Raw genomic sequence first — 12,779 nt, 5'->3', positions numbered from 1 at the left:
GTCAATTACGAGAAATCACACAACGGTCGTAATCAGAGAAATGTGAGGAATTTGATTATGGAATTAGAATTGAAAAAATTAACAAAAGAATTTCAGGGATTTAAAGCAGTTGATGATATCACGTTGACGATGAGTAATGGAGTTTATGGGCTTCTTGGTGTCAACGGTGCTGGAAAAACAACGCTGATGAGAATGCTCTGCACACTTATTAAACCTACTTCGGGAAGCATATTATGTAATGGAAAAGATATTTTTGCATTGGATGGCGAATATAGGAGAATTCTTGGTTATTTACCTCAAGAATTTGGATTTTATCCGGAGTTTTCGGTTCATGATTATTTAATGTATATTGCGTCAATTAAAGGAATGCGAACAAGTATTGCACGAAAGCGTGTAACAGAACTTCTGCGGCAGGTTGGGTTGGCTAAAATGCAGAATAGAAAAATGAAAAAATTGTCTGGAGGAATGAAACGCCGTGCAGGGATTGCCCAAGCTATGCTAAATAATCCAAAGATTTTGATCCTCGATGAGCCTACTGCAGGTCTGGATCCGAATGAAAGGATACGTTTTCGAAATCTGATCAGTGAATTGTCACAGGATCGTCTCGTGCTATTATCAACACATATTGTGTCGGATATTGAATACATTGCCAACCAGGTGTTATTGATGAAAGATGGAAAGATTAGCCATTCAGGAACACAAGAAGAGATTATTCAGTCAGTACCAGTAAAAGTATGGAGTTGTGTAGTTGCAAATAATGAAGTTGAAATGTGGCAAAAACAGTTTAAAGTCTCAAATATGAAAACACTTTCGGATGGAATAGAATTACGCATTTTGTCTGAAAAATCTCCACACTATAATGCGAAAGAGGAAACGATGACTTTGGAGGACATATTCTTATATTATTTCGGAGAGAAAACAGGTGATGATTATGACGTATTATGAAATTAAAAAAGTTTTTTCAAAAAAAGGAAGTAAGGTTGCGCTGATATTTATTTTTATTGTAATTTCAGTAGTCTTGTCTTTTATCATCGGGGATAATAAATATGTGAATCATAATGGTGATGCGGAAAGTGGAATATCGGCTATGTTAAAGGTTCGTGAGTTGAAAAAAGAATGGTCAGGAGAACTGACAGAGGATGTGCTTAGAAAAATTATTGAAGAAAATGTCAGGATTTCACAGACACCGGAAGCAAAGTCGAATGATTTTAGACAGAATGATATAGCATATAGTCAAAGACAGGGTTTTATGGATATAAGGGATTTACTAAATTTTGATTATGGAGAGTTTAACGATTATAATTATTATCTGGCAGATTCTCTTTCTCCTGATGAAGCAGTAGATTTTTATTCTAATCGTATCAAAAATTTGAAAAATTGGTTAGAAACTGATGGAAAGGATCAGTTTTCTGAAAAGGAAAAAAGTTATTTAATAAGAGCGTATGAAAAAATGAAAACCCCTTTATATTATGATTATCAAGCGGGATGGAAAAACTTATTTCAATATTCACCCTCAATAATTATGATTTTGACATTGGTATTAGGTTTCCTTTGTGCAGGTATTTTTTCAGGTGAATTTCAGCTGAAAGCGAATGCAGTTTTTTATTCTTCTTATTATGGCAGAAATAAGGCTGTATGGGCAAAAGTGAAAGCAGGAGCAATCATAATAACGGCTATTTACTGGGCGGTTATGTTGTTATACACTATGCTTGTTTTGGGAATTCTTGGTGTAGACGGAGCAAATTGTCCCATACAGTCTAGTATGAGTGGGTGGAAGAGTATTTATAATATCACGAATGCTCAGGAATATATTTTGATAGTTCTTGGTGGATATCTGGGATGTTTATTTATGCAATCTCTAACTATGTTGGTTTCTGCGAAGACAAACTCATCAGTAATAGCGGTAATCGTGCCTTTTATTTTGATTTTTCTTCCATCATTTTTATCAGGAACAAGTCTACCATTATTGAATAAAATTTTGGGACTTCTTCCAGATCAAATGCTTCAAATGAATCAGGTAGTTAAATTCTTTAACTTGTATGAAATCGGAGGAAAAGTGTTTTGTGCAGTTCCTATTTTAATAATATCGTACTCCATTCTGCTATTATTGATTGTTCCAGTTATTTATTTTATATATCGCAGAAAAGAAGTTTATAATTAGATGAAGAAACATCTGTTAGAGGGAGTGAAAACATAGGAAAAATATTATTATTATCGTTTAAAGATAGTGAAGAAGAAATGATAGAGTCTGTTCTTGCTGCTTTGAAAACCGGACGAAATATATATTGTGATGAAAAAAATATAAATCCATTGAAAATACATTATGGAGATATTGTTATTTTATTAGCCACAAGAGAATTATTCCGAAAGCAGAAAAAAATAGATTTGTCTTTTACAGAGTTTGAAATTTTGCATTTATTAATGCGAAGTCCTGGAAGAGTGTTTAGTAAAGAACAAATATATGATATAATCTGGAATGAACCCTATTCGGGTGATTACAATGTTGTTATGCGACATATCTGCAACATTAGAGAAAAGATAGAAGATGATCCTGGACATCCGGTATATATACAAACGGTGCGCGGTGTAGGATATCGGTTTAACGGAAATTTAGGCAGCGAGTGAAATCGCTGCCTATTATTATGGTTTTACAAAGAAGGAAGTTTGTTATGAGAAGATCTTTGTATTTCAGGAGCATCCTGTTTGAGATATTTGGACAGGTTTTGATGTATCAATTCCAACTCTTTTATTTCTTGCTTAAAAGAAACGTATTGAGTATTTAGTGATTCCTTTCTGGAAATAAGATCTGCAATTTGCTCTTGTAACTTATTGGAATTAAGATGCTTCAGATCCATGCCATTTTCCTGTAAAATATGTTCAGCACCCGCGAAAAGAATAATTTGAGATTCATATTTACGGAAATAACGATCTGGATCTTTGGAGCTTTTATAATGGTCGTCGTAAATTTTATTTTTCTGATATTGTTCGGCATATTTTAGCATTTCTCGAAGATGGCGTATCTGAGACTCGAGAGAAACAACAGAGGTATTTACCTCTTTTTGCTGCATATGTAACAAGGCTATGCGGTCTTCAAGTTCTGAAAAATTATGTAGATTATGTGTGAACATCTTGTTATATTCAGCAGAGACAATTTTTAAATTTTCCTTATTTGCCCATTCCTGAAGTCCAATGTTTCCTGCTATATTGGGAGTGTTGGTGTCTATTAACTTATTACGAACAGAAGGAACAGTAGTTCTGTGAAGCTTATTATTAATGCGTTCTTTGATACGTTCCTTAGTAAAATTTTTTCCTAAAGATTTAGCACTTCCACGCACTGGATGGGACATATCGGGAGAACGAAAGGTAATGTATTTTCTGCTGTTTTCGCCAAATTCTGCGTTTTTTATTTCATATCCTTTAGCTTCCATAAATGTAAGAAATTCTGAATAAGTGGAAACGATTCGGATTGTCTGGTTGATATCTTTTCGCAGCTGCGCTTTCTTACTGGATTCAGATTTATTTGCAGCCCATTCATTGTATTTCATTCCCTTTTTACCATCTGGCATAATTGTGGACAGGTTATGTTCCTGGCATAAAGTGTCGCTGAGATTTCGTATTTTCCAGTAATTCTTTTTACAGTCATGATAATGAGAAAAAGTGATATTATCTGCAGAACAGAAAATTAAATGGTTATGTACATGACCTTTATCAATATGTGTTGTCAGAACATAGGAGTATTTTCCCTCCAGTAAGCGATCCGCAAGTTCTTTGCCAATCTGATGGGCTTCTTCATAGGAAACTTCACCAGGGGAAAATGCCTGAATCAGATGAAATGCCTTATTTGCATTATGTGCATCTCGGCAGTCATGTGTGTGATCCAAAGTGTATTTAAAGTCAAGAACTGCTGTTTCAGGAGAGCAGGCAAAGGAAGAAATATATAGTTTCTGGTCTGTTTTATCTGGATTGCAGATGTATTCTATTGCTTTATCAACGGTTGTTTTGATACCATGGATTTTTGTAACTGCCATATTTTTTCCATTAACTCCTTTATATCGTCCAGATCCTTTTGGTAAACTGCATTGGTGCTGTTTATACGATGGGTGATCTGATTCAAATTACTGCTGATATTTCCCAGCAGGGTATTCATTTTTCGGATATGAGAGTAGTCTACTTCATATACAAATCCATCTGATTGATATGATTCCACATTATAAAGAAAGTCCATTGGTACAGAAAGCAATCAACGATATGGAAAAATATCTGAACGAGAAACATGAAAAGGTGCAGGAAACAAAACAGACTGTGGAAGTGAAACAGGAAGTTCCAGAAGCACCAGTCAAGAAAGAATCCGGATCAGTGGAACCGAACCGGGCACAAAAGAAAGAGCCGGCAAAGGGCGAAAAAGGGGAACTGAAAAAATCTGTGCTGCAGTCGTTGAAAAAGTTTCAGGCAAGGGCAAAAGCACAGGAACAGAAAAATAAAGAAGCAGAAAAAACCAAAGCACATAAGAAGGGGGATGTAGAATTATGATGGATCTGACAATGAACTTTGATACAGACGAATGTTTAGTAACCGCAATGTTTGATAAAGGAAACAGAAATGACACAATGGAAGCAATCGACCATATCATTCCATTTCTAAAAGGGGATGCGGATATGATTAGGCTTGTCTGCAATACCCTAAGAAAGCTGTTATGCATGAGTGATGAAGGCTATGAGACTTTTCTTATGGACTTGGAAGATTATAAATCGGAACTGGAAGAGAGGGAATGAATTCAAGCCAGAGTGCAGTATAGCAGGTGAAAGATGAGAAGCGAAGGAAAAAGTGTCAGCATTGAGAAGTGTTAACAGGTATATATTGGAAGAATTCAGCCAGGGGAACTCTGGCTGATATAAAAACACATCTGCAGAAATAGTGACTGAAGAAATTTTGAGTAGTGGAATTGGGAAGAAGTATTTAGATACTATAATAAAGAGATTAGCTGGCTTGTATACTAACAGAGAGGACATAGTAAACAGATTTGCGTTATTATCAGGGATTGTAGGGAGATTCCGAAGAGCTTTTGTTCAGATGATGAAACAATAGGATTGGTACAGGAAATATATGGAACAAAAGTTAATAAAGGGATTTGTTGCGTTTTCTGCTATAATAATCTGCCAGCAAAGAATGTGTTGTCTGAATATGTTTGTGATTATAAGAAACGAGCAGGGTTATTTCAAAGATCAGCAGATTTAGAGTAGTTCTTTTTTTTCTGAGAGAAAATTAAAAATCGTTTTTGGTTCTTCTGGAGAGTGATTATAGCGTTTGGGAAACATCCGGAGAAACCATTACCTCAGAGTGTCGTAAAGTTCTTTATCAAAGAAGGCTTTGAGATGCCCTTTCTTTTTTATGCAAATCTTTTCTCTTGTCTACATATATAAACCTAAGAAAAAGCTTGACGTTTAAATATTACAAGTGTAATATTTAAGAAAATATGAAAAAAGGAGAAATAAAACTATATGAGAAAAAAGAAAAGAAAAAAACACACGAAGATTATTACAAAAATAGTTTTATTTAGCGGTATATTGATTGGTGGTGGAATCGGTATTGTAACAATAATGAATTGTAATGTTCCTGAAAAAAGACTAATGGAATATATGAAATATATTGAAAAAGGGGAATATGAGCAAATGTATGCCATGCTGGATCAGAAAAAAAGCAGCATGAACAGTAAGGAAGAATTTATAGAACGTAATTCTAAAATATATGAAGGCATTGAGATGTCTGATCTGTCCATAACCGATATTACAGTAAAAAGACAAGAAAACGGAAATGCGGCAGTTTCCTATACAACAAATATGCAGACTGCTGCAGGAAATGTAGAATTTACCAACGATGCGGTATTTTCACATGATTGGACAGGATATCATTTAATCTGGCAGGATCAGTTGATTTTTCCAGAGTTATCTGCAACGGATAAAGTTCAGGTAACGTCAGAAGAGGCAAAGAGAGGAGATATTTTAGACAGAAATGGTCGTCAGTTGGCTGGAGAGGGAACTGCATCTTCGGTAGGAATTGTTCCGGGCAGGATGGAGAACAGAGAAGATACAATAAAAAAACTGGCAGAGTATCTTGGAATTGGAGCAGACGAAATTGAGGATAAGTTAAAAGCCGGTTGGGTAAAAGCAGATTCTTTTGTACCAGTAGCAACAATTCCTAAAATACAAGAGGTCGATCTTTTGACAGTGAATCCGGATAAAACTGTTCTGGAAGAAAAAGAAAAGCAGGACACATTATTGAAGATTCCAGGTATTATGTTATCTGATGTAAAAGTACGAACTTATTATCTAAAAGAAGCTGCCTCTCATCTGGTAGGGTATGTACAGGCGGTTACAGCCGAAGATTTGCAGGAACATAAAGGGGAAGGGTATCGTACAAACAGTGTGATTGGAAAGACTGGACTGGAAACGCTTTATGAAAAAGAACTAAAAGGAACAGATGGGTGTGAAATCTGTATTGTAGATGCAAATGGAAATAAAAAAAGTGTTATTGCATATGAGCCTAGAAAAGATGGAGAAGATATCCATACTACGATTGATGGTGATCTTCAAAGTACTCTTTATGAACAATTTAAAGAAGACAGAGGATGTTCTGTAGCTTTGAATCCTTATACAGGGGAAGTATTGGCGTTGGTAAGTACGCCATCTTATGATAATAATGATTTTGTACGTGGAATGGACAACAGCCAGTGGAGTGCATTAAATGAAAATGAAGACAGGCCTTTATACAATCGCTTTCGCCAGACATGGTGTCCTGGCTCAACTTTTAAACCTGTAATTGCTGCAATTGGATTAAAAGTGGGGGCATTTACTGCAAATGACGATTTTGGAAATGAGGGTCTGGCGTGGCAGAAAGATTCCTCGTGGGGAGATTATACAGTGACTACACTTCATGATTATGAACCTGTGATCTTGAAAAATGCGCTTATTTATTCAGATAATATTTATTTTGCAAAAGCAGCATTAAAAATTGGTGCGGATCAACTGATGCAGTCTCTAAATCAAATAGGATTTAATCAGGAACTTCCATTTGATATTAAAATGTCAGAGTCCCAATATTCTAATATGGACAAGATAGAAACAGAAATCCAGCTTGCTGACAGTGGGTATGGACAGGGACAGATTCTGGTAAATCCTTTGCATCTTGCAAGCATTTATACGGCTTTTCTAAATGATGGAAATATGATAAAGCCATATCTTCACGCGGATGGTGGAAGCACTTCCAGTGAAATCTGGATAAAAGATGCTTTTTCACCACAAATTGTTTCGGAGGTTATGGAGGGGTTAGAGGGTGTAGTGAATAACCCGGAAGGAACTGGTTATGGAGCATGCCGGGAAGACATTAGATTAGCAGGAAAAACCGGAACAGCGGAACTGAAAGCTACAAAAGAAGATACATCTGGAACAGAAATTGGCTGGTTTACAGTTTTTACTACAGATAGAGATACAAAGAATCCTATTTTGCTCATCAGTATGGTAGAGAATGTGAAAGATATTGGAGGAAGCGGTTATGTGGTGGAAAAGGATAAGGCGATACTGGATGAATATCTTGGTAATGAATAATTTTTACCTTTAAATATTACAAATGTAAGAGGAAAATGATATGAAAAAAATTTGGAAAATATTTGTGGGAGTTATTTTTCTTGCTGTCTGTAGTGGATGTGGCATAAAGAAAGAGCAGAAAAAGACAATTGAAGATACGAAAGAAAAAATTTACAGAGAGTGTGAAATGCTAGCAGAAGGCTATCGGAACATATATGAGAATGCTGTGAAAGAAAATGCACTATATGAGCTGAGTACAATACAAAAAAGTATGGATTATTTTGGAAAATATGGATATGCAGTAATTGATTCCTACAATCAGCTGGATATGGTTCAAAGTATTAAAGTAGATGATTTTTTGAAAAAAGCAGAAAAAGAGAAGAATGGAAAAACTACTATATTTCAAGTTATAGCAGGGGATCATTTTATCCGGTATGATCTGAAAACCAAACAGGGGAAAATAGACGTTGAAGTAAGCTCTTTTAAATGGAAAGAGGACACTTGGCAGGAAACATATTATCATGAGTTTAGAGCTAATTCATGGAAATATACAGAAAACGGGCATTTCTTTATAGAAGAATATCATCCGGCAGGATATGATGGACCGTCTGGATATCGGGACTTTCGGGTAGCACCGTTAAATAAAAAATGTCGGGAGTTGAATCGAAAATATATACTTCCTTTTGGATATACACTTAATAAATTGTTTACTTCTAATTGGAGTGAAAAAAATTATGATGGAATAAATTTTTATGATGTTTTTGATCGTTTACTTTCAATGGAAGAAAAAACTGATGAATTTAAGGAAGGAAAGACTTATGAAATCCCAAAAGAATCATTTGAAACGATATTTCAAAAATATTTTAATATAAGCGCAGAGATACTGCAGACAGGAACGGTATTTCACACAGAAATACAGACATATCGGTATCGAACCAGAGGAATCGTATATGATTTTGCTCCCACACCATATATTCCATATCCGGAAGTTGTTTCCTACATAGAAAATCAAGATGGAACAATAACACTGGAAGTAAATGCGGTATGGCCACAAAAAGAATTAGATCAGGCGTTTTGTCATAGCGTAACCATTCGGCTGTTAGATAAAGATAGATTTCAATATGTATCCAATTATGTATCAAGGTCAGAAATAGAGGTTACCTGGTATACAGAAAGATTATCAGACGAAAAGTGGGAGGAATGTTATGGAGATAATTGATATGATTACAAAAAGAAAACTGAAAAAGATGATGAGCGTTTTATTTATTTCGGGATGCTTTTTCATAGGAAATACAAAATGTAAAGGGGCTGATTTAGAATATATTTCACAGGAAACTGCGAATTATGCTGTACAAGAAAGAGGATATGATTTGCCAGTAGATGAAGTCGTGAAAGAAGAAGCTATTGAAGATTGTAAGAATGTTATGAATCAGATGAAAGTCATTTATCAAAAGGCGGATAAAGGGACTTCATCGAATATAGTAGTTTCTGAGACAGTAATGGAAGAAATGCAGGAAGTATTAAAGGAAAAAAATGTCCCCGTTATTACATCAGCACCGTATTCAAATATGGCTAATTATTCTAAAATGGAAGAATTTCTTTTCAGGGCAGAACAGGATCTGACAGGAGATATCGTCTTATATAGGATTAACAGGGATGGTGGGATAGAAAGACTCAAATTCAATTATGATGGGACAGATATGTATTTGCTGGCTGTGAAAGCTGTTTGGGGTATGAATGACAATCCATCTATTGTATATGTTTCGTATACAAGGATAGAAGAATGGAAATATACAGAAAAAGGCTGGTTTGGTTATACGCTATGCGTTCCAAAGTATCCGGAAGTATCAGAAGCGGTTGATGGCAGTTCTATGATAAGAATTAAACCTTTAAGTGATGAATGCAGGGAAGTTTCAAAGAGGTGTGTGTATTTGCTTGGATATCAGGGGAATAATCTTTTATGTTCTGATTGGGATAGATCTGATATGGAAGGGTTAGATTATAATGGTTTATATGAATATTTATATCGAATGAAATACGGGGAGAGATATGAGTTTTCAGGTAACTCAAGTGGAATTCCGGCAGAAGAGTTTGAAAATCTGATAATGGAGTTTTTGCCGATAACAGCAGATCAAATTAAAAAATGGGCAGTATTTGATTCGGAACATCAAACTTATGACTGGGAACGATTAGGCTGTTTAAATTATAGCCCTACTCATTTTGGAACATCTTTACCGGAGGTCGTTGAAATAAGAGATAGCGGAGAGGGAAACAGTGTGTTGGTTGTTGATGCTGTATGTGATACATTTATATGTAATGATGCCGTTATTACAAGTGAGCTGACTGTTAAGTTCAACGATGATAAGAGTTTTAAATATATGGGGAATAAAATTCTGAATAATGGTACGAAAGAAGTTCCCAAATATCAATATAGAATAAAAAGAAAGAACTGATAACAACTATCAGCCCTTTCATATTTGTTAATTCCATATATGTAATTTTTTTAAGATATCAGAAGTGATTTCAAATGCTTTTTTGCCAGTTGCATTAGAATCACTTTGGATATTGGTTGCAAAATAATAGCTGTTATCGGAAGTTTCTACATATCCGATAAACCAGCCGTTGATATCCTGTCCGTTGACACGACCGGTTCCAGTTTTTCCGTAGAAATTACCATTAGGTGTACTGGCAATTTTTATAGCATTTTTAACAGAAAATACATTTTGAGAATTTAGATGGAATTCATTTGTGTTAAATTTTTTTAATAATGTTACTTGCTCTAAAGGCGAGATTTTTAATGAAAAATCGGACCAGTATAAATCCAGATTTGAACTGGTTGTTTGGTTTCCATATTCTATTTTATTCAAAAATTCCTGGACTCTGTTAATTCCGAGCTGCGAATCAATTGCCTGGAAATACCAGTTAACGGAATTTTGCATAGCAGAGTTTAAATCCTGATCAGCTTCCCAGGATGAAAAAGGAAAGGCATCACCATTCCATGTCATGGAAGAGTGTTCTGGTGTGATGATTCCGGATTCCAACCCTAATAATGCATCGTATATTTTGTAGGTAGACTCTGGCGGAATACGTTTGGTGGCTTCTTCAAGATCGTATATTTTCCAGGAATCCAAATTATTGTCATACAAAACAAATGATCCATCATATGTTCCAAATGTTTCGGATATATCTAACAGGGAGATATTTTTGTCTGTATCACTAAAATGATATACGCTTTGAGTAGAGGCATCAACGGATAAAATGGGTGTACATCCAATAAAAACAGCACTAATGACCAGATAAATTATCAATGCTCTCATTTTTTGATAAAGAGTTTCTTTCCTAAAAACGGCGATGTTGAGAATACGTCGTTTCATCTGCCTGAAATTTCCGGACATTCCAACTGCCAGTGGAGAGGAAAAAGAGGATATTTTTTCTGCAAAATTAATCAGTGTAGTTCCATAAGCTTGGTATTCATCAGCAGAAATCATCTGCAATACAGCAGAATCACAGGCTATTTCACGGTCACAGAGAATTTCTTTTAAAGTGTACCAAACAAAAGGGTTAAACCAGTAGAGTATATTACTTATGACCATGAGGAAGCCAATAAATGTATCTTTGTGACGGTAATGCTGTAATTCGTGTAGCAGCATAAAACGCATATCATCAGGATTCAGTTCGGAAATTAAATGGATGGGAATGTAAATTCTGGGATGTATTATTCCGATTAAAACTGGTGATTTTAAAAATGCAGTACTGTAGACTGATACTGGGTGAGAGATTTTAAGTTCCTTTAAACAATTGTAATAAATAGTTTTTACCTGCTGATTTTGAAGCGGGAGAGCAGATCTTTTTATGGAACGTACATAGTTTAATGAATGAAGGGTGAGGACTGACATAATCATAACACCCGTTATCCATATTAGAAAGAGTATGGTATTCAAGCCTCCAGAAAATTGACTACTGATGGAAACTGAAAAATCATTCACCTGGTTTAACAAAATATTTTGTGTATTACTGGTAAGTTCGGATAGCGTGTCGGTACCAGAGTTAAGTCCTGAGTCAGTTTGAAAAAAATGTAACCATGAAAAAAGTTGTGAGCCATGAATCTGTACAGGAAAAAATGGCACGGCAAGTAATAAAAATAAAAGAAAACAGAGATAGTACTGTGTAGTCGCAGATAAATATTTTTTCAGAAGTTTTTTTGTTCCGATTATTACAAGTGTAAAAATACATATGAAGATATTACTGATTAAAAAGTGGATGATCCAGTTGCTCATTCAAAACCTCCTATTTTTGATGTTTTGATAATAAATGGCGTAAGTTATCAATTTCTGTTGAAGAGAGCTTATCGTCTTCAAGGTAAGAAGCCAGCATAGAAGAAAGATTTCCATTATAATATCGCTTTAAAAAAGAATTGCTTTCCTGGCGTATATATTCATCTTCTTGGACTAATGGAGTATAGACAAATACCCGGCTTTGTTTTTCGTAGGAAAGAGCTTTTTTGGAAACAAGTCTCTTGATAAGAGTTTGAATTGTTTTTGGACTCCAGCTGGTAGTTAGAGTAAGTTTTTCTGTAATTTCATTTGTATTGATGGGAGCATATTTCCATACAATTTTCATAACTTCAAATTCGGCTTCTGAAATCTGGGGTAGTGACATAATAAAATCCTCCTGCTAAATCCTACATATGTAATAAATATATTATATTACTTGTAGAAGAAAAAAGTCAAATGGCAGATGATATATAGAATATAAAATTAATAATGTAGAGGCAATAAAGGTGAAAAAGATAGAAATTATTGAGAGAATCACAGATGCTAATGGAAGCATAAGTGAAAACATATTGACTAGCTGGGAACATAAAAACCAATTCATACCGGAAATTATAAGGTTTGGAGAATTAAAAATATATCTACAGGAACGAATTGTTAAAAAGAATGATAGTGATGTTCATCTTTCAAAATATGAATATGATATTTTACTTCTTTTAGCGAAAAGTCCAGGTAGAATATTTGGAAAAGAAATGGTTTATGATCTGGTATGGAATGAACCTTATTCCGGTGATTATAATGTGGTTATGCGACATATCTGCAATATCAGAGAAAAAATAGAAGATGATCCTGGACAACCATTATATATACAAACAGTACGAGGTGTAGGATATCGGTTTAATGGGAATTTAGGCAGCGAGTGAAATCG

13 protein-coding genes are annotated in these 12,779 nt (G+C 34.9%); 9 read left to right on the top strand and 4 right to left on the bottom strand.

The features are described 5' to 3' along the window. Positions 1–57 precede the first annotated feature (57 nt). The 3 genes from EAI83_RS10110 (at position 58) to EAI83_RS10100 (ending at position 2,625) form a co-directional block, all read left to right on the top strand. Complete coding sequence (locus EAI83_RS10110) at positions 58–945, top strand: ABC transporter ATP-binding protein (protein WP_129975287.1); 888 nt, start codon at positions 58–60, stop codon at positions 943–945. Beyond that, positions 932–2,161, top strand: a complete 1,230-nt coding sequence (locus EAI83_RS10105; protein WP_243113472.1) for an ABC transporter permease subunit — start codon at positions 932–934, stop codon at positions 2,159–2,161. The genes EAI83_RS10110 and EAI83_RS10105 overlap by 14 nt, the downstream gene beginning before the upstream one ends. 77 nt (positions 2,162–2,238) lie before the next feature. Then, entirely contained in the window at positions 2,239–2,625 is a 387-nt protein-coding gene (locus EAI83_RS10100) for a winged helix-turn-helix domain-containing protein (RefSeq protein WP_005426528.1), read from the top strand. A 23-nt stretch (positions 2,626–2,648) separates the two neighbouring features. On the opposite strand, the gene EAI83_RS10095 is transcribed toward EAI83_RS10100, so the two are convergent. Together EAI83_RS10095 and mobC are read right to left on the bottom strand one after the other, a co-directional pair. Next, complete coding sequence (locus EAI83_RS10095) at positions 2,649–4,028, bottom strand: relaxase/mobilization nuclease domain-containing protein (RefSeq protein WP_129975285.1); 1,380 nt, start codon at positions 4,026–4,028, stop codon at positions 2,649–2,651. Next, positions 3,977–4,147, bottom strand: coding sequence for a plasmid mobilization relaxosome protein MobC (mobC, locus tag EAI83_RS17885; protein WP_243113475.1), 171 nt, complete (start codon positions 4,145–4,147; stop codon positions 3,977–3,979). The genes EAI83_RS10095 and mobC overlap by 52 nt, the downstream gene beginning before the upstream one ends. Before the next feature lie 77 nt (positions 4,148–4,224). Here mobC and EAI83_RS10085 point away from each other — a divergent pair, with 77 nt between their 5' ends. The 5 genes from EAI83_RS10085 (at position 4,225) to EAI83_RS10065 (ending at position 10,033) form a co-directional block, all read left to right on the top strand. After that, complete coding sequence (locus EAI83_RS10085; protein ID WP_117592916.1) at positions 4,225–4,530, top strand: hypothetical protein; 306 nt, start codon at positions 4,225–4,227, stop codon at positions 4,528–4,530. Beyond that, the gene (locus EAI83_RS10080) at positions 4,527–4,772 is read left to right on the top strand and encodes a transposon-transfer assisting family protein (protein ID WP_015524609.1); all 246 of its coding nucleotides are present in this window, start codon (positions 4,527–4,529) and stop codon (positions 4,770–4,772) included. Before EAI83_RS10085 ends, EAI83_RS10080 begins: the two co-directional genes overlap by 4 nt. A 726-nt stretch (positions 4,773–5,498) precedes the next feature. Continuing rightward, complete coding sequence (locus EAI83_RS10075) at positions 5,499–7,601, top strand: penicillin-binding transpeptidase domain-containing protein (RefSeq protein ID WP_062807811.1); 2,103 nt, start codon at positions 5,499–5,501, stop codon at positions 7,599–7,601. A 40-nt stretch (positions 7,602–7,641) separates the two neighbouring features. Next, positions 7,642–8,799, top strand: a complete 1,158-nt coding sequence (locus EAI83_RS10070) for a DUF6070 family protein (protein WP_062807810.1) — start codon at positions 7,642–7,644, stop codon at positions 8,797–8,799. Further along, positions 8,786–10,033, top strand: coding sequence for a DUF6070 family protein (locus EAI83_RS10065; protein ID WP_059085548.1), 1,248 nt, complete (start codon positions 8,786–8,788; stop codon positions 10,031–10,033). The genes EAI83_RS10070 and EAI83_RS10065 overlap by 14 nt, the downstream gene beginning before the upstream one ends. 27 nt (positions 10,034–10,060) lie before the next feature. Here the strand turns inward: EAI83_RS10065 and EAI83_RS10060 are convergent, their stop codons facing one another. Together EAI83_RS10060 and EAI83_RS10055 are read right to left on the bottom strand one after the other, a co-directional pair. Next, positions 10,061–11,857, bottom strand: a complete 1,797-nt coding sequence (locus tag EAI83_RS10060) for a BlaR1 family beta-lactam sensor/signal transducer (protein ID WP_129975283.1) — start codon at positions 11,855–11,857, stop codon at positions 10,061–10,063. 10 nt (positions 11,858–11,867) lie between these two features. Continuing rightward, positions 11,868–12,242, bottom strand: a complete 375-nt coding sequence (locus EAI83_RS10055) for a BlaI/MecI/CopY family transcriptional regulator (RefSeq protein ID WP_092073165.1) — start codon at positions 12,240–12,242, stop codon at positions 11,868–11,870. Between the two features lie 118 nt (positions 12,243–12,360). Between EAI83_RS10055 and EAI83_RS10050 the strand changes: the two genes are divergently transcribed. After that, complete coding sequence (locus EAI83_RS10050) at positions 12,361–12,774, top strand: winged helix-turn-helix domain-containing protein (RefSeq protein WP_005426519.1); 414 nt, start codon at positions 12,361–12,363, stop codon at positions 12,772–12,774. Positions 12,775–12,779 lie beyond the last annotated feature (5 nt).

The organism is Blautia sp. aa_0143, from assembly GCF_004167315.1.
GTDB lineage: Bacteria > Bacillota > Clostridia > Lachnospirales > Lachnospiraceae > Blautia_A > Blautia_A fusiformis.
The sequence above is the reverse complement of the archived record's forward strand: the minus strand, read 5'-3'. Positions and strand labels throughout refer to the sequence as shown.